Annotated in this window: 18 protein-coding genes; 9 read left to right on the forward strand and 9 right to left on the reverse strand. The window is 61.8% G+C overall.

Annotation, left to right across the window (positions count from 1 at the left end):
• Positions 1-26 precede the first annotated feature (26 nt).
• From CXQ82_RS28330 to CXQ82_RS28355, 6 genes are all read right to left on the reverse strand, one after another.
• Positions 27-851 carry an ABC transporter permease gene (locus CXQ82_RS28330; protein WP_101273249.1) on the reverse strand — a complete coding sequence of 275 codons (825 nt, stop codon included), beginning with the start codon at positions 849-851 and terminating at the stop codon, positions 27-29.
• A gap of 13 nt (positions 852-864) precedes the next feature.
• On the reverse strand, positions 865-2097 hold the full coding sequence (locus CXQ82_RS28335; RefSeq protein WP_101273250.1) for an ABC transporter permease: 1233 nt from the start codon (positions 2095-2097) through the stop codon (positions 865-867).
• Positions 2098-2292: 195 nt separating this feature from the next.
• Positions 2293-3333: an ABC transporter substrate-binding protein gene (locus CXQ82_RS28340; protein WP_101273251.1), complete on the reverse strand. Its 1041-nt coding sequence runs from the start codon at positions 3331-3333 to the stop codon at positions 2293-2295.
• A gap of 44 nt (positions 3334-3377) precedes the next feature.
• Complete coding sequence (locus CXQ82_RS28345) at positions 3378-4490, reverse strand: ABC transporter ATP-binding protein (RefSeq protein ID WP_101273252.1); 1113 nt, start codon at positions 4488-4490, stop codon at positions 3378-3380.
• Between the two features lie 214 nt (positions 4491-4704).
• Positions 4705-5334, reverse strand: coding sequence for a response regulator transcription factor (locus CXQ82_RS28350; RefSeq protein ID WP_017739608.1), 630 nt, complete (start codon positions 5332-5334; stop codon positions 4705-4707).
• Between the two features lie 18 nt (positions 5335-5352).
• A complete protein-coding gene (locus CXQ82_RS28355; RefSeq protein ID WP_101273253.1) occupies positions 5353-7347 on the reverse strand; it encodes an ATP-binding protein in 1995 nt (664 codons plus the stop codon).
• 77 nt (positions 7348-7424) lie between these two features.
• Between CXQ82_RS28355 and CXQ82_RS28360 the strand changes: the two genes are divergently transcribed.
• Positions 7425-8399 carry an alpha/beta hydrolase family protein gene (locus CXQ82_RS28360; protein ID WP_101273254.1) on the forward strand — a complete coding sequence of 325 codons (975 nt, stop codon included), beginning with the start codon at positions 7425-7427 and terminating at the stop codon, positions 8397-8399.
• A gap of 168 nt (positions 8400-8567) precedes the next feature.
• Here CXQ82_RS28360 and CXQ82_RS28370 read toward each other — a convergent pair whose 3' ends face one another.
• Genes CXQ82_RS28370 through CXQ82_RS28380 form a run of 3 tightly spaced genes read right to left on the reverse strand, consistent with a single transcriptional unit; the run spans position 8568 to position 11033 of the window.
• Entirely contained in the window at positions 8568-9335 is a 768-nt protein-coding gene (locus tag CXQ82_RS28370; RefSeq protein ID WP_101273256.1) for a TerB family tellurite resistance protein, read from the reverse strand.
• A gap of 1 nt (position 9336) precedes the next feature.
• Entirely contained in the window at positions 9337-10011 is a 675-nt protein-coding gene (gene murU / locus CXQ82_RS28375; protein WP_101273257.1) for an N-acetylmuramate alpha-1-phosphate uridylyltransferase MurU, read from the reverse strand.
• Entirely contained in the window at positions 10008-11033 is a 1026-nt protein-coding gene (locus CXQ82_RS28380; RefSeq protein WP_101273258.1) for an aminoglycoside phosphotransferase family protein, read from the reverse strand. The genes murU and CXQ82_RS28380 overlap by 4 nt, the downstream gene beginning before the upstream one ends.
• A gap of 130 nt (positions 11034-11163) precedes the next feature.
• Here CXQ82_RS28380 and CXQ82_RS28385 point away from each other — a divergent pair, with 130 nt between their 5' ends.
• From CXQ82_RS28385 to CXQ82_RS28420, 8 genes are all read left to right on the forward strand, one after another.
• On the forward strand, positions 11164-13974 hold the full coding sequence (locus CXQ82_RS28385; protein WP_101273259.1) for an LPS-assembly protein LptD: 2811 nt from the start codon (positions 11164-11166) through the stop codon (positions 13972-13974).
• Complete coding sequence (locus CXQ82_RS28390) at positions 13955-15289, forward strand: peptidylprolyl isomerase (RefSeq protein WP_101273881.1); 1335 nt, start codon at positions 13955-13957, stop codon at positions 15287-15289. Before CXQ82_RS28385 ends, CXQ82_RS28390 begins: the two co-directional genes overlap by 20 nt.
• Positions 15286-16275, forward strand: a complete 990-nt coding sequence (gene pdxA, locus CXQ82_RS28395; protein ID WP_101273260.1) for a 4-hydroxythreonine-4-phosphate dehydrogenase PdxA — start codon at positions 15286-15288, stop codon at positions 16273-16275. The genes CXQ82_RS28390 and pdxA overlap by 4 nt, the downstream gene beginning before the upstream one ends.
• Complete coding sequence (gene rsmA, locus CXQ82_RS28400) at positions 16272-17084, forward strand: 16S rRNA (adenine(1518)-N(6)/adenine(1519)-N(6))-dimethyltransferase RsmA (protein ID WP_099585669.1); 813 nt, start codon at positions 16272-16274, stop codon at positions 17082-17084. The genes pdxA and rsmA overlap by 4 nt, the downstream gene beginning before the upstream one ends.
• A 103-nt stretch (positions 17085-17187) precedes the next feature.
• Positions 17188-17568 (forward strand): Co2+/Mg2+ efflux protein ApaG, encoded by a 381-nt coding sequence (gene apaG, locus CXQ82_RS28405; RefSeq protein ID WP_101273261.1) that lies wholly within the window; start codon positions 17188-17190, stop codon positions 17566-17568.
• On the forward strand, positions 17568-18416 hold the full coding sequence (locus CXQ82_RS28410; RefSeq protein WP_101273262.1) for a symmetrical bis(5'-nucleosyl)-tetraphosphatase: 849 nt from the start codon (positions 17568-17570) through the stop codon (positions 18414-18416). The genes apaG and CXQ82_RS28410 overlap by 1 nt, the downstream gene beginning before the upstream one ends.
• A 9-nt stretch (positions 18417-18425) precedes the next feature.
• On the forward strand, positions 18426-18755 hold the full coding sequence (glpE, locus tag CXQ82_RS28415) for a thiosulfate sulfurtransferase GlpE (RefSeq protein WP_101273263.1): 330 nt from the start codon (positions 18426-18428) through the stop codon (positions 18753-18755).
• 285 nt (positions 18756-19040) lie between these two features.
• Positions 19041-20963 carry a PrkA family serine protein kinase gene (locus CXQ82_RS28420; protein WP_003194732.1) on the forward strand — a complete coding sequence of 641 codons (1923 nt, stop codon included), beginning with the start codon at positions 19041-19043 and terminating at the stop codon, positions 20961-20963.
• The last annotated feature ends 52 nt before the right edge of the window (positions 20964-21015 follow it).

Raw genomic sequence — 21015 nt, forward strand, 5'->3', positions numbered from 1 at the left:
TCCCACATTTTGATCTCTGCTGGGCTTTAGACTTGGGCAGTTCGCAGCCTCTCGCTACGCCCACGCAGCCATTCCAGGGTCAGCAACAGCAATACCGAGAACGCAATCAGCAAGGTCGCTGCTGCAGCAATCGTAGGGCTGAGGTTTTCCCGGATACCGCTGAACATCTGGCGCGGCAGGGTCGCTTGCTCGGGGCCGGCGAGGAACAGCGTCACCACCACCTCATCGAACGAGGTGGCAAAGGCGAACAGCGCCCCGGAAATCACCCCCGGCGCGATCAGCGGCAAGGTCACCCGGCGAAATGCAGTCAACGGCGACGCGCCCAGGCTGGCCGCCGCGCGCACCAGGTTATGGTTGAAGCCCTGCAAGGTCGCCGACACGGTGATGATCACAAACGGCACGCCGAGCACCGCATGCACCACGATCAACGAGAAGAAGCTGTTGCCCAGGCCCAGCGGCGCGAAAAACAAGTAACTGGCCACGCCGATGATCACCACCGGCACCACCATCGGCGAAATCACCAGGGCCATGACCAGCGCCTTGCCGGGGAAATTGCCGCGGGTCAGGCCAATAGCGGCCAGGGTACCGAATACCATGGCCAGCACCGTGGCCGCCGGGGCGACGATGATGCTGTTCTTGAGGGCGCGCATCCATTCGGCCGAGGCAAAGAAGTCCTGGTACCAGTGCAGCGAAAAACCTTGCAACGGGTACACCAGGAAACTGCCACTGTTGAACGACAGCGGGATGATCACCAGCACGGGCAGGATCAGGAATAGCAGGATCAAGCCGCAGAGGATCCGCAAGCTGTAGAACCACACCCGTTCCACCGGTGACATATAAGGGCTCAGCATCGCAAAGGTCTCCTCAGCTCAGGCGCAGGCGGCTGGCGCCCACCAGCCGGTTGTAGATCAGGTACAGCACCACGGTCGCCAGCAGCAGCAAGCCGCCCAACGCCGTCGCCATGCCCCAGTTGATGCTGGTGTTGGTATAGAAGGCCACGAAATAGCTGACCATCTGGTCGTTCGGGCTGCCCAGCAGCGCGGGCGTGATGTAGTAACCAATTGCCAGGATGAACACCAGCAGGCAACCGGCGCCGACACCGGCGTAGGTCTGCGGGAAATACACACGCCAGAAGCTGGCGAAAGGATGGCAGCCCAGGGAAATCGCCGCGCGCATATAGGTCGGCGAGATGCCCTTCATCACGCTGTAGATCGGCAGAATCATGAACGGCAGCAGGATATGCACCATCGAGATGTACACACCGGTGCGGTTGAACACCAGTTCCAGCGGCTTATCGATCAGGCCCATGCCCATCAACGCGCTGTTGATCAAACCACCGGACTGCAGCAATACGATCCACGCGGCCACCCGCACCAGGATCGAGGTCCAGAACGGCAGCAACACCAGGATCATCAGCAAATTGCTTTTACGCGCCGGCAGGTTGGCCAGCAGGTACGCCAGCGGGTACGCCAGCACCAGGCAGATGGCGGTGATCACCAGGCCCATCCAGAAGGTGCGGGCAAAGATGTCCAGGTAGATCGCCTGGTCGGGGGTGGCCGGGGCCACTTCACCGAGGTCGTCGATACGGTGATCGACGGCTGCCAGCAGGTAGAACGGCGTCAGGCTGCTGGTATTGCGCCGGATCGCCTGCCAGTACGCCGGGTCACCCCAGCGTTCGTCGAGGTTTTCCAGTGCTTCTTTATACGAGCCAGGCACTTCGCTGAACGGCAGCGCCCGCGCGGTTTTGGTCAGCAGGCTGCGGTAGCCCGCCAGTTCCATGTTCAAGCGTTTGGACAGATCGCCCAAGGTCTGGTTGGCCCGTGCCTCGCCCAGATCCTCACTGAGGGCCTGGTACACCGGCTCGCCCGGCAGGCCGCGGCCATCCCAGGCCGTCACCGCCACCACGGTACGCGGCAAACCGCCCACCACTTCCGGGTTGCCGACGCTCTTGAACAGCAGCGCGACGATAGGCACCAGGAACACCAGCAGCAAAAACAGCACCAACGGCGCAATCAAGGCCTGGGCCTTCCAGCGGTTGAGCCGCTCGGCACGCGCCAGGCGCTGCTTGAGGGTGGGGCCAGGAATGGCGATAGCCATGGCAAACTCCGATTATGAAAATGAATGCAATCTGCCCAACACAGCAGATCCCATGTGGAGCGGGCTTGTGTGGGAGCGGGCTTGCTCGCGAATGCGGTGGGTCAGCCTCCTCATGTGTTGACTGTCACACTGCTTTCGCGAGCAAGCCCGCTCCCACACTTACCGGTTCCCACAAGGATTTAGCGGTGTTGCTGGTTATTTAGCCGCCCAGGAGTTGAAGCGCTGCTCCAACTGCTCGCCGTTATCCGCCCAGAAGCTCACATCGATCTGCACCTGGTTGGCGATGTTTTCCGGGGTGGTCGGCATGTCCTTCAGCACATCCTTGGCCAGCAACGGCACGGCTTGGGTGTTGGCCGGGCCGTAGGCGATGTTTTCCGAGTAGGTTTTTTGCTGTTGCGGGGCTACCGAGAAGGCGATGAATTTCTTCGCCGCTTCGGCGCGGTCCTTCGCCAGGCCTTTTGGAATGGCCCAGGCATCGAAGTCGTAGATGCCGCCGTTCCACACCACTTTCAGGTTGCTTTCTTTTTGCACGGCCGCGATACGGCCGTTGTAGGCCGAACTCATTACCACGTCACCCGAGGCCAAGTACTGCGGCGGTTGTGCGCCGGCTTCCCACCACTGGATCGACGGTTTCAGCTCGTCGAGTTTCTTGAACGCACGGTCCTGGCCATCTTTGCCGGCCAGCACTTTGTACACGTCCTTCGGCGCCACACCGTCGGCCATCAGTGCAAATTCCAGGGTGTACTTGGCGCCTTTACGCAGGCCGCGTTTGCCCGGGAATTTCTTGGTATCCCAGAAATCCGCCCAACTGGTCGGTGCGCTGGTCAGCTTGTCGGCGTTGTAGGCCAGCACGGTCGACCACACGAAGAAACCCACGCCGCATGGCTGGATGGCGCCTTTGACGTAATCGGCGCTGTTGCCGAACAGTTTCGGGTCCAGCGGCTCGAACATGTCTTCGTCGCAGCCACGCGACAGTTCTGGCGATTCCACTTCCACCAGGTCCCAGGACACGCTCTTGGTGTCGACCATGGCTTTGACCTTGGCCATCTCACCGTTGTATTCGCCGGCGACGATCTTGCCGTTGCCCGCACTTTCCCACGGTGCATAGAAGGCCTTGACCTGGGCCGCCTTGTTCGCGCCGCCAAACGATACGACGGTCAGGTCCGGGCCGGCCATGGCCTGTGTCGCGCCCATCAAGCTCAATGCCAGAACGGAATACTTCAAGGAACTCAACATTGTTGTTCTCTCCACGTGCAGGGTTGGTGAAGCCATGGGGGCGATTAATTCGCCTCTAGAAGTGGGTCGAGTGCGCGAACGTGCTCGACTTGCCAGCCAATCGGTACCACGTCGCCAACCGCCAGGGCTGGGTCCAGCTCGGCAATCGGTTGTTTCACAAAAAAATCGGCCTTGCCGCAGACTTCCAGGCGCACACGCACGTGGTCGCCCAGGTAGATGAATTCCGCCACCCGCCCGGAGAAGCGGTTGACGCAACTCTCGCTGGAGCCATTAAGACTCACGCGTTCCGGGCGCACCGACAGCGTCACCGGGCCGCCGACCTGGCCGACATTCACCGCCAGCGCCTCGACCTTCTCGCCGCGCGCCAGCTCGACCACGCAACGGTCGCCGGTGTGGCTGTGCAGGCGGCCATTGAGGCGGTTGTTCTCGCCGATGAAGTTGGCAACGAAGGTGTTCTTCGGTTCTTCGTACAGGGTTCGCGGCGCGGCGATCTGCTGGATCTCGCCCTGATGGAACACCGCCACACGGTCGGACATGGTCAGCGCTTCGCCCTGATCGTGGGTCACGTACACCACCGTCACGCCGAGGCGTTGATGCAGGTGCTTGATCTCCATCTGCATGTGTTCGCGCAGTTGCTTGTCGAGGGCGCCGAGGGGTTCATCCATCAGCACCAATTGCGGTTCGAACACCAGCGCGCGTGCCAGGGCAACGCGCTGTTGCTGGCCGCCGGAGAGTTGCGCCGGGTAGCGCTGGGCGAAGGCATCGAGCTGGACCATGCTCAGCACGCGTTTGACCCGCTCGCTGATATCGGTCTTGCTCAAACCACGCACCGACAACGGGAACGCCAGGTTCTCGGCGACGGTCATGTGCGGGAACAACGCGTAGTTCTGGAACACCATGCCGATATCGCGCTTGTGCGGCGGCACGTTGTTGATCGACCGCCCGGCCAGCTGGATTTCCCCGGCGGTCGGTGTTTCAAAACCGGCGAGCATCATCAGGCTGGTGGTCTTGCCTGAACCGGACGGCCCGAGCAGGGTCAGGAACTCGCCCTTGCGAATCTCCAGGTTGAGGTCTTTGACGATCAGGTTCTCGCCGTCGTAGCTCTTCTGCACGCCACGAAAGCTGACCAGCACATCATTTGAATCCACCTCGCTCATACCCGCACCTTTGTATTTTGGACTGCTGTGGCACAAGCGTAGTCCAGGCGCGAGGCCCCGGAAATCGGGGGCCGTGAGAGAATTGCATCAGCCGGATGGAAGGTTGGGGGTAGGGATCGCCCTACACAGATGGCGGGGATGGAACAGTGCCGCCGCGCCGCGCGCCGGGAATCGGCTCAGCGCAACTCAAAGGGCGTCGCAAACAGGCATGTCGCTACAGAAGCTTGTGCTCCATGGCGTACTTCACCAGTTCCGCCAGGGAGGTGATATTGAGCTTTTGCATCAGCCGTGCCTTGTGGGTGCTGATGGTCTTGCTGCTCAGCGCCAGTTGCTGGGCGATGTCGTTCACGTTGGCGCCCTGGGCCAGGCGCTCGAACACCGAAAACTCACGTTCGGACAGCAATGAATGCAACGGCCGGGTATCGGTCAAGCCGACTTCGAAGACCATGCGGTCGGCCAGGTCCGGGTCGATATAACGCCCGCCGGCCGCCACCTTGCGGATCGCCGTGAGCAGCAGCGCGGGGTCGCTGTCTTTGGTTGCATAACCGGCGGCGCCGACCTTCAAGGCACGGGCGGCCATTTGCGCCTCATCGTGCATCGACAGCACCAGGATCGCCGGCGGGTTGCTCAATGCGCGGATCCGCGCAATCGCTTCCAGGCCGTTGACGCCGGGCATCGAGATATCCAGCAAAACCACCTCGCAGGGCACATGGCGCAGGGTCTCGAGCAATTGCTCACCATTGCTCGCCTCGCCCACCACCAGCAGGTCTTTGGCCAGGCCGATCAATTGCTTGATGCCTTCTCGAACGATGGTGTGGTCTTCGGCTACCAGTACGCGAATCACAAGGGTTTCCTCATATGGTTATGCATCCAGCGGCACCGTGACACTCAGGGTGGTGCCCTCGCCCACTTCACTTTCCAGGCTCAACTGCCCGCCCATGATCAGCACCCGCTCGCGCATGCCCACCAGGCCGAACGACACCGGCCGGCCTTGGGGCTGGACGAAGCCGACGCCGTCGTCGCTGATGGTCAGCCGCAGGTCCGTGCCTTCCACCGCCAGGGTCAGCTCCACAGTATGCGCCTGGGCATGGCGCATCACATTGGTCAGCGCTTCCTGCAGGATGCGGAACAGGCCAATGGCCTTGGCGTCACTCAGGGCCGGCAGGTTATCCGGAACCTGCACCAGGCAGGGGATTTGCGTGCGCGCTTCGAAACGCCGCGCCTGCCACTCGATGGCCGAGGCAATCCCGGCGTCGAGAATCGGCGGGCGCAGCGCGGTTGCCACGTCCCGCACCAGTTGGAACAGCTGGGCGATCAGACGCTTCATGCTGTTCAAGCGCTCGTGCAGGCCAGAGTCCAGCTGTGCGTAGGCCAGTTCGCACATGGAGGTTTCCAGTTTGAGCACGGTGAGCATCTGCCCGAGTTCGTCGTGGACCTCGCGGGCGATGCGCGCTTTTTCTTCTTCGCGCACGGTTTCCAGGTGGGCCGACAGCTCGCGCAGTTGCGCCTCACTTTGCAGCAAGGCGGCCAGGGTGCGGCGCAACTCGGTGACGTCGTTGAGGTAGACCACCAGGTATTCGGCCTCGGCAAAGCGCAGAAAACTCAAGGACACGTTGGCCGGCAGGATGCTGCCATCGGCGCGCCGGCAGTCGGTGGCGAAGTTCTGCGGGCCGTCTTCGCTGGCCCGCGCGCGTTTCCACAGGTTGAGCCAGCGGTCCATATCCAGGCTCGGGTCGAGGTCGACCAGGGGGCGCTCGATCAAGGCGCCGGGGCCATAGCCGAGCATGCTTTCGGCCGCGCGGTTGGCGTAGCGCACATGGCTGTCCCAGTTGACCCAGAGAATGCCGACGGTGCTTTGATCGATGGAAAACTGCGTCAAGCGCAGCGCTTCGGCACCGGCGGCGCGGGCCGCGCTTTCTTCGCGGGCGGCCAGCAGGTCATGTTCCAGCACGCGTTGCTGGCGGCGCTGCCAGAACACGATGGCCAGGCTGGCGAGCAGGAACAGGCCCAGCAACAGGCTGAGGTTTTGCCACAGGCCCGGGGATTCCGACAACCGTGGGTATTTGGCTTGCAGCCAGCGGTTGTGCAATTGGTCCAGGTCGCGGGCGGGGATGGCGCGCAGGGCGCTTTCCATAATGCCGGCCAACTCCGGCCATTCGCGCCGCGTGGCCACCCGCAGCAGTTGCGGCAGGCCGATATCCCCCACCACTGCCAGCCCGGCGAACTCGGCCTCAGCAGACAACCGGCTCAGCTGCGCTTCATCCACCACGGCATACCGCGCCTGCTGGCTGACCAGCAACTGCAAAGCCTGGCGCTCCAGGGGCACGCCTTGCAGATTAAGTGCAGGGTAGGTGCTGCGCAGGTAGTCGGCCACGGCGCTGGGCATGCGCACGGCAACGCGGGATTGGTCATCGAGCTTTTCCAGCTCCACCGCCCCGCCGCCGTCACGGATGCCGACGATGTGCTGGGGCACGCGCATATACGGGTCACTGAACAGCCACAGGCGCAAACCGGCCGGGGTTTGTTGCAGCCCGGGGGCGATATCCACTTCGCCATCGCGCACGGCGGCTTCAAGCGCTTCCTGGTTGGGGAAGTTGCGCCAGGACACTTCGATATTCAGCGCCTTGACCAGCCACTGCATCAATTCCACGTTGGCCCCGGACAAGCGTTGCAGGCGGCGATCGTATTGCGCGTAGGGCGCCTGCAATACCACGCCCACCCGCAGTTCCGGGTGCGCCACCAGCCATTCACGTTGCTGCGCGGTAAGTTGCGCCTGCGGTGCGGCGGGCGCGGGAGCAGCATTTGCCATCAAGGCAAAGCACAAACAGCCGATAACCAGCAGACAGCGAAAACCCATGATCCACGTCTCACATCACTGACAAATACTGACCAACCCATTAGGCTGCTGGAATCACTTCTGGCCGGAAATCAACGATGCCACATCGAAACCGTTCGGCACTGCCAGCATTGTGCCTGTCACTGCTCGTTACCAGTGCCTTTTCTGTCCAGGCCGCCGACGCACCTGCGCCGGCCGCCGAAAAACCCGCAGAACGCCAGCCCTTGCCCGAGCGCAGCCTGGAAGAAGCCAGCGCGCTGGAGCGTAAAATCCCGCAACAGGAACAGCAACAGTTGCAGGCCGGCAGTGATTCGTTCCTCGCCCTGTGGAAGCCCGCCAACAGCGCCGAGCCCGAAGGCGTGGTGATTATCGTCCCGGGCGCCGGGGAAAATGCTGACTGGCCGCAAGCAATCGGCCCATTGCGGCGCAAATTGCCGGATGCCAATTGGGGCAGCCTCAGCCTGTCGCTGCCGGATATCAGCGTAGACACCCTGCCGCCGCGCGCCGCACCAGCGCCCGCAGCCACCGTCGACACCAGCAGCAAAGACGCGGCCACCGCCGACAAACCGATCGAGCAGGCCGCCAGCGCCGAAGCCGAAGGCACTGACCCGGCCGTGGTGCCTGGGGCCGACGAGCAGGACAAAACCGACGCCTCGCGCATCTTTGCGCGCATCGATGCCGCCGTGGCCTTCGCCCAAACCCAGAGTGCGCGCAGCATAGTGTTGGCCGGCCATGGCACCGGCGCCTGGTGGGCCGCACGTTACCTGAGCGAGAAACAGCCGGCCCAGGTGCAGAAATTGGTCATGGTGGCCGGCAAAACCCCGGCGGCACGCACGCCGGACCTGCAGCAACTGGCGCCGACCTTGAAAGTGCCCACGGCGGATGTCTTCTATCAAGACAGCCCCCAGGATCGCAAAAACGCACAAGAGCGCGCCCAGGCCGCCAAGCGTGCAAAAAACGACGGTTATAAGCAGGTGTCGCTCAAAACCCTACCCGGCAACAGTGCTGCCGAGCAGGAGCAGCTGTATCGCCGGGTTCGTGGCTGGTTGAGCCCGCAGGCCAACGCGGACTGATCACTATTTCAATAACACCACAGAACCCATGTGGGAGCGGGCTTGTGTGGGAGCGGGCTTGCTCGCGAATGCAGTCTGTCAGTTGACGAATGAGTCGACTGATACTCCGCATTCGCGAGCAAGCCCGCTCCCACATGGGATTGGGCTGTCACACTAAAATTGTGGTTTTCAGCGAAAATCCCGGCGCTCGCGAATCAACGCATAGGCATTGTGCAATTCGCGGGTGCGCTCGGTGGCCTCGCGCACTTGCGTGGGGGTGGCGCCACTGCCGGCCACCTTGTCCGGGTGGTGGCGGCTAAGCAGGCGGCGATAGGCGCGCTTGATCGCCGATGGCTCGGTGGTGGCCGTGACGCCGAGCAAGCGCAACGCATCCTGGTAGCTGCCACCGCGATTGACCAGCGGCTTGCGTTCCGGCGTGTAGTCAGCGGCCAGCGCCTGGAGTTGTTGCGGCGTCCAGCCCAGCCATTTGCCCCACAGATCGATCAGGTCGCGCTCGGCGTCATCCGCCTTGCCATCCGCCCAGACCATCCGCCAGCACGCACGCAACACACCTTCCGCCGCATGGGGCTGGGCCTTGAGCACACGCAGGTAGCTGCGCACCCGGTCGGAGCCGGACTTGCCACGGTTAAACGCGGCAATTGCACGGCGCTGGGCCGATTCGGTCATGTCCAGAGAACGCATCTCTTGCCGCGCCTGCTGGATATGCCCATCCACCACACGCCCGCCGCTCTTGGCCAGGCGCCCGAGCAACACAAACAACAACTCGTCATTGCGCAACGCCGCACGCCCGCCCAGGCGTTCGCGCAATTGCGCCCAGCTTTGCAGTTGCAGGCGGCGATCCAGCGCCTGCCCCAACAGCGCACCCAATAAGGCCCCCGGAATGCTGGCAATGGCAAAGCCAGCCCCGGCGCCGATCAGCGTCCCTGGCCACAACATGTTACTGGCCTGCTGTCAGCAAGGTTTCGACTTGCGCCAGGCGCTCCAGCGTGCCGACATCAATCCAGCGTCCAGCCATGTGTTCCCCCGTTACCAACCCTTTCGCCATGGCCGCACGCAGCAGCGGCGCCAGCTTGAAGGCACCGGCGCTGCAACCCGCGAATAACTTGGGGTCGAGCACTGAAATGCCACTGAAGGTCAGGTTATCGGCACCGGGCGCCGCATCATGAAGCAAACCCTGATCAAGGTAGAAATCCCCGCCCGAAGGGTGATGCGCCGGGTTGTCGACCATCACCAGGTGGGCCAGCCCCTGGAGCGGTTGGCGCAGCCGGATGAAGTCGTAGTCGGTCCAGATATCGCCATTGACCACCAGGAACGGCTCATCCCCCAGCAATGGCAGGGCCTGGAAGATTCCGCCGCCGGTTTCCAGCGGCTCGCCTTCCGGGGAATAGCGGATGCGCACGCCAAACTGCGCGCCATCGCCCAGGTAGCTTTCGATCTGCTGGCCCAGCCAAGCATGGTTGATCACGATTTCGCTGAAGCCGGCCTTGGCCAGCGCCTCCAGGTGATACTCGATCAGGCGCTTGCCGCCGGCCTGCACCAGCGGCTTGGGCGTATGCAGGGTGAGCGGGCGCATGCGCTCGCCTTTGCCCGCCGCCAGGATCATCGCCTTCATACGCTGGCCTCGGCGGGCTGACGCAAGCTGTTCAGCAGTTCAGCCAGCTCGCTCAATTCAGGCCGTTCAGCCAACACCGCTTCTATATAAGCAAAGAAGCGCGGCACGTCGGCCAGGTAGCGGTGTTTGCCGTCGCGATGGCAAATGCGCGCGAAGATACCGATGACTTTGAGGTGACGCTGTACGCCCATGAGGTCGCTGGCGCGCAGGAATTCGCTGAAGTCGGCCTGCACCGGAATACCGGCCTGCCCCGCGCGCTCCCAGTAGCCGCGCTGCCATTCGCGCACGCGGGCCTGGGGCCAACTGAGGAAGGCGTCCTTGAACAGACAGGTAATGTCGTAGGTCACCGGGCCGTACACCGCGTCCTGGAAATCCAGCACGCCGGGGTTCGGCTCGCTGATCATCAGGTTGCGCGGCATATAGTCACGGTGCACCAGCACTTTGGGCTGCGCCAGGGCGCTGTCGATCAAGTGGTCGCTGACACGCTGCCACAAGGCTTGCTGGCGGGTATCCAGTTCGATACCCAGGTGCCGGCGCACGTACCACTCGGGAAACAATTCCAGCTCGCGGCGCAGCAACGCCACGTCATAACTGGGCAGCGGCGTATCCATCGGCAGTTGCTGAAAAGCCAGCAAGGCATCGATGGCATCGGCAAACAATTGATCGGCGTTTTGCTCGTCAATCACGTCCAGGTAAGTCTTTTTGCCCAGGTCATTGAGCAAAAGAAAGCCGCGCGGCAAATCTTCTGCGTAAATTTTTGGAACATTTATTCCTGACTTTGCCAAGAAATGCGCGATATCGACGAAGGGTTTGCAGTTTTCCTGGGGGGGTGGCGCGTCCATGACGACGAAGGTTCGACCGCCGCCTTCCCAGCGGAAATAGCGCCTGAAACTCGCGTCGCTGCTGGCCGCGGTCAATGTGGCCGGGGGTACGGCACCCCAGCCTTGAGCGTTGAAAAGGATCGGCAACTGCTCTTCCAGCCAGACTTCCAGCTGTTGTAAACGTAGATCTTGCTCGGGCATTACAAGGGTCTCCGACGGCGCTAGCCGTCAAGCGGGGCATGCTTTATTATCACGCATCTTTTTCAGACCATCGAGAGGCGTGCGGCCCAAACCGCGGGCAGATGGCACGCAGGAAGCCCGGACTAATAAGATGGCATTGAAATCCCCCGCGTTTCGTAGAAAATTTCCGTTGCTGGTAACCGGCAGTCTGCTGGCCCTGCAACCCTTCGCCACTTCATTCGTGGTCGCCGCGGAACAGTATGACTGCTCAGTCTCTGCTTCGGGTGCCTGGGACTGCGCGCCGAAAACCGCCGCAGCCCCGTTGCCACCGCGTCCGGTGCATGATGGCGCAGCCATCAGCTCGGCCAACAGCACGGCGCAAGCCGACACTGGTGGCAAAGCCGATGCCGAGCCGAAGACCGCACTGGTCACCGACTCCAAGGGCCGTGGCCTGCGTTCGCGCAGCGCCGACTACAGCCACTTGGACTGGGTACCGCGCGATAAGTTGACCGCAGCCCAGTTGGCCGAAACCGGTCCTTACTGCGGCGGTGCGTACATCGAGCCAATTCGTCCTGGCATGAACGACAAGACGAACAAGAGCGATGCGCCCACCTTCATCGGTGCCAAGGCCTCTCGTTACGAGCAGGAACAACAAGTCGCAACCCTGGCCGGTGACGTCGTCATGCGCCAGGGCAGCATGCAGCTCGAAGCCGAGGAAGCCAGCCTGTACCAGGCTGAGAACCGTGGCGAGCTGAATGGCAATGTGCGTATGCGCGACAACGGTGCCTTGATCGTCGGCGACCACGCCGAGGTTCAGCTGGACACCGGTGCGGCGCAGGTCGACAACGCCGAATACGTGCTGCACAAGTCGCGTATCCGCGGTAACGCGCTGTACGCCAAGCGTGCCGAGAACGCGATCATCCGTCTCAAGGACGGTACGTACACCACCTGCGAGCCGGACAGCAACGCCTGGCAGCTCAAGGGCAACAACATCACGTTGAACCCGGCCACCGGTTTCGGTACGGCCACCAACGCGACGTTGCGGATCAAGAACATCCCGATCCTGTACACCCCCTACATCTATTTCCCGATCGACGACCGTCGTCAATCCGGCTTCCTGCCGCCGAGCTTCAGCAGCGGCAGCGAAACCGGCTTTACCCTGGTTACGCCGTACTACTTCAACCTGGCGCCCAACTACGACGCCACGTTGTACCCGCAATACATGACCAAGCGCGGCATGATGATGGAAGGCGAATTCCGCTACCTCACCAAGTCCAGCGAAGGCCAGTTCGGCGGCGCGTACCTGAACGACGACAACGACGAACGCAAGCTGCAGACCGATTACGAAAAAACCCGCTACATGCTCAACTGGCAACACAAGGGCGGGCTGGATTCGCGTGTACTGACCGAAGTCGACTACACCACGATCAGCGACCCTTACTTCTTCCAGGACCTCAAGTCGAACCAGGAAGGTGTTGAAAGCCGGGACTACGTCAACCAGCAGGGCGCCGTCACTTATCGTGGCGATACCTTCCAGGCACGCCTGAACCTGCAAGCCTACCAGTTGGCAACGATTTCCCAGGTCACCCCGTATGACCGCCTGCCGCAGATCACCTTCAACGGTCAGCTGCCGTACCACCCAGGTGGCTTGAACTTCAGCTACGAGACCGAAGCCGTACGCTTCGACCGCGACCTGGAGAACGGCACGTTCAAAGATCAGGACGGCGTCGAAACAGCGCGCCTGGACACCTACGTACGCGGCCTGACCCGTGCAAACGGTACCCGCCTGAACGTAGCGCCAGCCGTCGAGTACCCGATGAACTGGACCTACGGCTTCGTCACGCCGAAGCTCAAGTACGTCTACACCAAGTACGACCTGGACCTGGACAGCACCGGCAAGAACCAGATCATTGCTGATCAAGCCGCGGCAACTGCAGCCAACCCGTACGCAGGCGGCACCTTCAAGAGCTCCCAGGACCGTGCGGTTCCGGTGGCCAGCGTCGACAGCGGCCTGTACTTCGATCGCAATACCAACTGGTTCGGCACCAACTATCGCCAAACCCTTGAGCCGCGTGCGTTCTACCTGTACGTACCGAACAAGGACCAGGCTGATATCCCGGTATTCGACACCAGCGAGTACTCGTTCAGCTACGCGTCGCTGTTCCGTGACAACCGCTTCAGCGGCTCCGACCGGATCGGCGACGAGAACAAACTGTCCCTGGGCTTGACCAGCCGCTGGATCGAAGACAATGGTTTCGAGCGTCAGCGCGTGTCCGTGGGCCAGGCCCTGTACTTCAAGGATCGTGAAGTCCAACTGCCGGGCATCCTCGCGTCTGACCGTGCCGATGCAAATACCGACGTGTCGCCGGTTGCCCTGGACTACGAGTTCCGCTTCAACCGCGACTGGCGCGCTACTGCCGACTACAACTGGGACACCGAGGAGCACAGCCCTCGTTCCGGCAGCGCAATGCTTCACTACCAGCCGGAAGACAACCCGAACAAGATCATCAACGTTGGTTATCGCTATCGTAACGACCAGGTCGTCTACAACCAGCTGACCGGCAAATGGCAGTTCGGTGGTGACTACGGCCAGCCAGGCGACGCGAACTTCGTGAAGGATTACTACAAAATCCAGCAACACGATTTCTCGATGATGTGGCCGATCATTCCCCAGTGGAACCTGATCACCCGTTGGCAGTATGACTACGCTCGCAACCGTACCCTGGAAGCCTTTGGTGGTTTCGAGTACGACAACTGCTGCTGGAAACTGCGCGTCATCAACCGCTACTGGGTTTCCAACGACGAATACAGCCAGATCGCCCCGCTTAACGAAAAGGGTGACCACGGGCTCTTCCTGCAGATCGTCCTCAAAGGACTCGGCGGCCTGACCGGCGCCAAGGTAGAGAGCTTCCTCGACAAAGGCATTGAAGGTTATCGTGAACGTGAAGACCAAGCTTTCTGATTGTCTGCGCCCGCTAGTGCTGGGCGCACTGTTCCTGGGTACCGCATCGGCTCACGCTGCGGTTCAAGAACTGGATAAAGTAGTGGCCATCGTCGATAACGACGTGATCATGCAGAGCCAACTGGACCAGCGCGTCAAGGAAGTGCAGCAAACCATCGCCAAGCGTGGCGGCGGCGTGCCACCGACCAGCGTCCTGGACCAACAGGTGCTCGAGCGCCTGATCGTCGAAAACCTGCAACTGCAGATCGGCGATCGCTCCGGCATCCGTATTTCGGACGAAGAACTGAACCAGGCTGTCGGCACCATTGCCCAGCGCAACAACATGAGCATTGACCAGTTCCGCGCCGCCCTGGCCCACGACGGTTTGTCCTATGAGGACGCCCGTGACCAGATCCGCCGCGAAATGATCATCAGCCGTGTGCGTCAGCGCCGTGTGGCCGAGCGGGTTCAGGTCTCCGAGCAGGAAGTGAAGAACTTCCTGGCATCGGACCTGGGCAAGATGCAGCTTTCCGAAGAACTGCACCTGGCCAACATCCTGATCCCTACCCCGGACAGCGCCAACTCCGAGCAGCTCAATGCCGCCGCCGCCAAGACCCAGGCTGTCTATGACCGCCTCAAGGCTGGCGCCGACTTTGCGCAGACGGCCATCGCCGTGTCCGGCAGTGACAACGCCCTTGAAGGCGGTGACATGGGCTGGCGTAAAGCCGCTCAACTGCCACCTCCATTCGACCGCGAACTCAGCGCCATGGAAGTCGGTGGCATCACCCAGCCGGCCCGCACCCCAGGAGGCTTCATCATCCTGAAGCTGCTGGAGCGTCGTGGTGGCGAGACCTCGCTGAAAGACGAAGTGCATGTTCGTCACATCCTGGTCAAACCAAGCGAAATCCGTACCGAAGCGCAAACCAAGGAACTGGCCCAGAAGATCTACGACCGCATCGAAAGCGGCGAAGACTTCGCCACCCTGGCCAAGAGCTTCTCGGAAGACCCGGGTTCTGCCCTCAACGGCGGCGACCTGAACTGGATCGACCCGAAAGCGCTGGTGCCAGAGTTCCAGGACGTTATGGCCAAGACCCCGCAAGGCGTGTTGTCCAAGCCGTTCAAAACCCAATATGGCTGGCATGTGCTGGAAGTCCTTGGCCGTCGCGCCACCGACAACACCAGCCAGGCCCGCGAGCAACAGGCGCTTAACGTACTGCGTAACCGCAAGTACGACGAAGAGCTGCAAACCTGGTTGCGTCAGATCCGTGACGAAGCCTACGTAGAAAACAAGCTGCCAGGCGCTGAGCAAACAGGCGCCAGCCAGGCAACCCAGTGAAACCCCAGCGTTTCGCGGTGACACCCGGCGAGCCGGCCGGCATTGGTCCAGACCTGTGCCTGCTGCTCGCCTCGCAACCCCAGCCACACCCCCTGATTGCCATTACCAGCCGCGACCTGCTCCTTGAGCGGGCCGCGCAACTGGGCGTGGCTGTCAACTTGCTGGACGTGGCACCCGGCAACTGGCCCGACCTGCCCGCGCCCGCCGGCAGCCTGTATGTGTGGGATACCCCGCTGGCGGCCAAGGTGGTTGCCGGGCGGCTGGACACGGCCAACGCAGCCTTCGTGCTGCAAACCCTGACCCGCGCCGGGCAAGGCTGCATCGACGGCGACTTCGCCGGCATGATCACCGCCCCGGTGCACAAGGGCGTGATCAACGAGTCTGGCATCGCCTTTTCCGGCCATACCGAATTCCTTGCTGAACTGACCCATACCGAACAAGTCGTGATGATGTTGGCCACGCGCGGCCTGCGGGTCGCCCTGGTGACCACGCACCTGCCACTGCGTGACATTGCCGATGCCATCACCGCCGAACGTGTAGAGCGCGTAACGCGCATCCTGCATGCCGACCTGCAACACAAATTCGGCATTGCCCAACCACGCATCCTGGTCTGCGGGCTCAACCCCCACGCCGGCGAAGGCGGCCACCTGGGCCATGAAGAAATCGACATCATCGAACCAACCCTGGAGCGCCTGCGCCAAGAAGGCATGGACCTGCGTGGCCCATTGCCTGCAGACACTCTGTTTACCCCCAAATATCTGGAGCACTGCGACGCAGTGCTGGCGATGTACCATGACCAGGGGCTGCCGGTGCTGAAATACAAAGGCTTCGGCGCCGCAGTCAACGTGACACTGGGCCTGCCGATCATCCGCACCTCCGTCGACCATGGCACTGCCCTGGACCTGGCGGGCAGCGGCAAGATCGATACCGGCAGCCTGCACGTGGCCCTGGAAACCGCCTATCAGATGGCCGAGACCCGTATATGACCGAGCATTACCAACACCGGGCGCGCAAGCGTTTCGGGCAAAACTTCCTGCACGACGCTGGCGTGATTGACCGTATCCTGCGCTCCATCCATGCCAAGCCCGAAGACCGCCTGCTGGAAATCGGCCCGGGCCAGGGCGCGCTGACCCAAGGCCTGCTGGCCAGTGGCGGGCAGCTGGACGTGGTGGAGTTGGACAAGGACCTGATCCCGATCCTCAACCAGCAGTTCGCCGGCAAATCCAACTTCAACCTGCACCAGGGCGATGCGCTGAAGTTCGACTTCAACAGCCTCAATGCCGCGCCCAACAGCTTGCGGGTTGTCGGTAACCTGCCCTACAACATCTCTACGCCGCTGATTTTTCACCTGCTGAACAACGCCGGGATCATCCGCGACATGCACTTCATGCTGCAAAAAGAAGTGGTAGAGCGTCTGGCGGCCGGCCCGGGTGGCGGTGATTGGGGTCGCTTGTCGATCATGGTTCAGTACCACTGCCGCGTCGAACATCTGTTTAACGTCGGCCCGGGCGCGTTCAACCCGCCGCCAAAAGTCGACTCGGCCATTGTGCGCCTGGTGCCGCACGCGGTGCTGCCGCACCCGGCCAAGGATCACAAGCTGCTCGAGCGTGTGGTGCGCGAGGCGTTCAACCAGCGCCGCAAGACCCTGCGCAACACGCTCAAGGCGCTGCTGAGCAACGCCGAGATCGAAGCGGCCGGCGTCGACGGCAGCCTGCGCCCCGAGCAACTGGACCTGGCCGCGTTCGTGCGCCTGGCCGACCAGCTTGCGATCCAGCCGGCGCCCGCCGCGGACTGAGCCACCCGGACCTGGCCAGACACTTGTCTGGCCTAGTGCCCACCTATTGGCCTAGACTGATCCGCATCTGCTGTCCTCCGCTTTTGCTTTTAAGGCCTCTTGCATGTCCGATCCTCGCTACCAGATCGACGTCAGCGTCGTCACCCGCTTCCTGGCGGACCAATCGCAACCTGAACAGAACCGCTTCGCCTTTGCCTACACCATCACGGTGAAAAACAACGGGCTGGTGCCGGCCAAGCTGCTGTCACGCCACTGGGTGATTACCGACGGTGACGGCCAGGTCGAGGAAGTCCGCGGCGCAGGCGTGGTCGGCCAGCAGCCGCTGATCGATATTGGCGCCAGCCACACCTACAGCAGCGGCACGGTCATGACCTCCAAGGTCGGCACCATGCAAGGCTCCTATCAGATGAAAGCCACCGACGGTCAGTTATTCGATGCCGTTATCGCGCCCTTCCGCCTCGCCGTGCCGGGGTCCCTGCACTGATGGCGACGTACGCGGTAGGCGACCTGCAAGGCTGCCTGGCCCCCCTCAAATGCCTGCTCGAGCGTGTGGCCTTCGACCCGGCGAACGATCGCCTGTGGCTGGTCGGCGACCTGGTCAACCGCGGCCCCGCCTCGCTGGACACGCTGCGCTACCTATATAGCCTGCGCGATTCCCTGGTGTGTGTACTCGGCAACCACGACCTGCACCTGCTGGCGGCCGGTAATAACATCGAGCGTCTGAAAAAGGGCGACACCCTGCGGGAAATCCTCGAAGCGCCCGATCGTGCCGAACTGCTCGACTGGCTGCGCCGACAAAAGCTCATGCACTACGACGAGCGCCGTAACATGGCACTGGTGCATGCCGGCCTGCCGCCGCAGTGGACGCTGAAGAAAGCCCTCAAGTGCGCCGCCGAAGTCGAGAGCGCGCTGGCCGACGACAACCTGTACATCGCCTACCTCGACGGCATGTACGGCAACGAACCGGTGAAGTGGGACAACGACCTCACCGGCGTCACGCGCCTGCGGGTGATCACCAACTACTTCACGCGCATGCGTTTCTGCACCGCCGAGGGCAAGCTCGACCTCAAGAGCAAGGAAGGCGCCGACACCGCCCTGCCCGGCTACAAACCCTGGTTCGCCCACAAGGAGCGCAAGACCCGTGACACGAAGATCATCTTCGGCCACTGGGCAGCCCTCGAAGGCAAGTGCGACGAGCCCGGCGTCTTTGCCCTCGACACCGGTTGCGTGTGGGGCGGCGCCATGACCCTGATGAACATCGACACCGGCGAGCGCCACAGCTGCCAGTGCGAATCCCCACTTCCCGTTACACTGCCGGCCGCCAAGCCATAGGAGCCCGCCATGAGCGAATTCAAACGTATCTCTCCCGAACAAGCCCAGGCCCTGCGCGAGCAAGGCGCCGTGGTGGTTGATATCCGCGACCAGCCGACGTACGCAGCCGCCCACATCAACGGCGCCAAGCACCTGGACAACGTCAATATCGCCGACTTCATCCGCGCCGCCGACCTCGACGCGCCGCTGATCGTGGCCTGCTACCACGGCAACTCCAGCCAGAGCGCGGCGGCCTACCTGATCAGCCAGGGCTTCTCCGACGTCTATAGCCTGGACGGCGGCTTTGAGCTGTGGCGTACGACCTATCCTGCAGAAATTGCCTCGGGCGATTCGCAATAATTTTTTTCAAACCCCGCTACCCCGCGTGACGCTTGGGCTCGCGCCGTTTCTGACGAACGGCGCGGCCAAACTAATTACGCATCGCGCCTTGACCTCCCCGATTCCGAACTATCCTTAAGCGCAGGCCATCCGAATCAGGGGAGAGCCGGTACACCGGCGTGCGGGTCATCGGTAGCGTTTCAGGGTGTTCTGGGGGGAAAACGGCCATTGGCGTTCGTCAATGTCTGCCAGCATCGACTGATTGATCCGGCGTCGGCTCCACGTATCGAGCGAGGTGACGACGTCATGAGTATTTTTAGCCACTTCCAACAACGCTTCGCGTCCACCCAGCAGGAAGAACTCACGCTGCAAGAGTATCTTGAGCTGTGCAAACAGGACCGCAGCACCTACGCGTCTGCCGCCGAACGCCTGCTACTGGCGATTGGCGAGCCGGAGCTGGTGGAAACCGCGAATAATTCGCGCTTGTCGCGAATATTCTCCAACAAGGTGATCCGTCGCTACCCGGCCTTTGAAGACTTCCACGGAATGGAAGAATGCATTGACCAGATCGTCTCCTACTTCCGCCACGCCGCCCAAGGCCTGGAAGAGAAGAAACAGATCCTCTACCTGCTCGGCCCCGTCGGCGGCGGCAAGTCGTCCCTGGCCGAAAAGCTCAAACAACTGATCGAGAAGGTGCCCTTCTACGCCATCAAGGGCTCACCGGTCTTCGAGTCGCCGCTGGGCCTGTTCAACGCCACGGAAGATGGCGCGATTCTCGAAGAAGACTTCGGCATCCCACGGCGCTACCTCAACACCATCATGTCGCCCTGGGCCACCAAGCGTCTGGCTGAGTTTGGTGGTGATATCAGCCAGTTCCGCGTGGTCAAGCTGTACCCGTCGATCCTCAACCAGATCGGCGTGGCCAAGACCGAGCCTGGGGATGAGAACAACCAGGACATTTCGGCGCTGGTAGGTAAGGTCGATATCCGCAAGCTGGAAGAATTCCCGCAGAACGACGCCGACGCCTACAGCTATTCGGGCGCACTGTGCCGGGCTAACCAAGGCCTGATGGAGTTCGTGGAAATGTTCAAGGCACCGATCAAGGTGCTGCACCCACTGCTCACGGCCACACAGGAAGGCAACTACAACAGTACCGAAGGCCTGGGCGCGATTCCGTTCACCGGGATCCTGCTGGCTCACTCCAACGAATCGGAATGGCACACCTTCCGCAACAACAAGAACAACGAAGCCTTCATCGACCGGATCTACATCGTCAAGGTGCCGTACTGCCTGCGGGTCAGCGATGAAATCAAGATCTACGACAAACTGCTGTTCAACAGCTCCCTGGCCAAGGCCCATTGCGCGCCCGACACCCTCAAGATGCTCGCCCAGTTCACCGTGCTGTCACGCCTCAAGGAGCCGGAGAACTCGAATATCTATTCGAAGATGCGGGTATACGACGGCGAAAACCTCAAGGACACCGACCCCAAGGCCAAGTCGATCCAGGAATACCGTGACACCGCCGGTGTGGATGAGGGCATGAACGGCCTGTCGACACGCTTTGCGTTCAAGATCCTGTCCAAGGTCTTCAACTTCGACCCCCATGAAATCGCCGCCAACCCGGTGCACCTGCTCTATGTGCTGGAACAGCAGATCGAACAGGAGCAATTCCAGGCCGAAACACGCGAACGCTACCTGCGCTTCCTCAAGGAATACCTGGCACCGCGCTACATCGAGTTTATCGGCAAGGAAATCCAGACAGCGTACCTGGAGTCCTACAGCGAGTACGGCCAGAACATCTTCGACCGCTACGTGCTGTACGCCGATTTCTGGATCCAGGACCAGGAATACCGCGACCCGGAAACCGGCGAAATCCTCAACCGGGTGGCCCTCAACGAGGAATTGGAGAAGATCGAAAAACCCGCCGGCATCAGCAACCCGAAGGATTTCCGCAACGAAATCGTCAACTTCGTGCTGCGCGCCCGCGCCAACAACAACGGCAAGAACCCAACCTGGCTCAGCTACGAGAAGCTGCGGGTGGTCATCGAGAAGAAAATGTTCTCCAACACCGAAGACCTGCTGCCGGTCATCAGCTTCAACGCCAAGGCCAGCAAGGAGGACCAGCAAAAACACAACGACTTCGTTACACGAATGGTCGAGCGTGGCTACACCGACAAACAGGTACGGCTGCTCTCCGAGTGGTACCTGCGGGTTCGTAAATCACAATAAGGCAGCGACAAGCGTGGGCTGCCGGGCCGTTGGCCGGGTAGCCGACCGCTTG

This window comes from Pseudomonas sp. S09G 359 (assembly GCF_002843605.1).
Classification (GTDB): Bacteria; Pseudomonadota; Gammaproteobacteria; order Pseudomonadales; family Pseudomonadaceae; genus Aquipseudomonas.

What these genes read in the sequence shown, in the direction of transcription:
- CXQ82_RS28330 (WP_101273249.1), bottom strand. Translation starts at nt 851, where the DNA reads ATGCTGAGCCCTTATATGTCACCGGTGGAACGGGTGTGGTTCTACAGC.
- CXQ82_RS28335 (WP_101273250.1), bottom strand. Translation starts at nt 2,097, where the DNA reads ATGGCTATCGCCATTCCTGGCCCCACCCTCAAGCAGCGCCTGGCGCGT.
- CXQ82_RS28340 (WP_101273251.1), bottom strand. Translation starts at nt 3,333, where the DNA reads ATGTTGAGTTCCTTGAAGTATTCCGTTCTGGCATTGAGCTTGATGGGC.
- CXQ82_RS28345 (WP_101273252.1), bottom strand. Translation starts at nt 4,490, where the DNA reads ATGAGCGAGGTGGATTCAAATGATGTGCTGGTCAGCTTTCGTGGCGTG.
- CXQ82_RS28355 (WP_101273253.1), bottom strand. Translation starts at nt 7,347, where the DNA reads ATGGGTTTTCGCTGTCTGCTGGTTATCGGCTGTTTGTGCTTTGCCTTG.
- CXQ82_RS28360 (WP_101273254.1), top strand. Translation starts at nt 7,425, where the DNA reads ATGCCACATCGAAACCGTTCGGCACTGCCAGCATTGTGCCTGTCACTG.
- CXQ82_RS28370 (WP_101273256.1), bottom strand. Translation starts at nt 9,335, where the DNA reads ATGTTGTGGCCAGGGACGCTGATCGGCGCCGGGGCTGGCTTTGCCATT.
- murU (WP_101273257.1), bottom strand. Translation starts at nt 10,011, where the DNA reads ATGAAGGCGATGATCCTGGCGGCGGGCAAAGGCGAGCGCATGCGCCCG.
- CXQ82_RS28380 (WP_101273258.1), bottom strand. Translation starts at nt 11,033, where the DNA reads ATGCCCGAGCAAGATCTACGTTTACAACAGCTGGAAGTCTGGCTGGAA.
- CXQ82_RS28385 (WP_101273259.1), top strand. Translation starts at nt 11,164, where the DNA reads ATGGCATTGAAATCCCCCGCGTTTCGTAGAAAATTTCCGTTGCTGGTA.
- rsmA (WP_099585669.1), top strand. Translation starts at nt 16,272, where the DNA reads ATGACCGAGCATTACCAACACCGGGCGCGCAAGCGTTTCGGGCAAAAC.
- apaG (WP_101273261.1), top strand. Translation starts at nt 17,188, where the DNA reads ATGTCCGATCCTCGCTACCAGATCGACGTCAGCGTCGTCACCCGCTTC.
- CXQ82_RS28410 (WP_101273262.1), top strand. Translation starts at nt 17,568, where the DNA reads ATGGCGACGTACGCGGTAGGCGACCTGCAAGGCTGCCTGGCCCCCCTC.
- glpE (WP_101273263.1), top strand. Translation starts at nt 18,426, where the DNA reads ATGAGCGAATTCAAACGTATCTCTCCCGAACAAGCCCAGGCCCTGCGC.
- CXQ82_RS28420 (WP_003194732.1), top strand. Translation starts at nt 19,041, where the DNA reads ATGAGTATTTTTAGCCACTTCCAACAACGCTTCGCGTCCACCCAGCAG.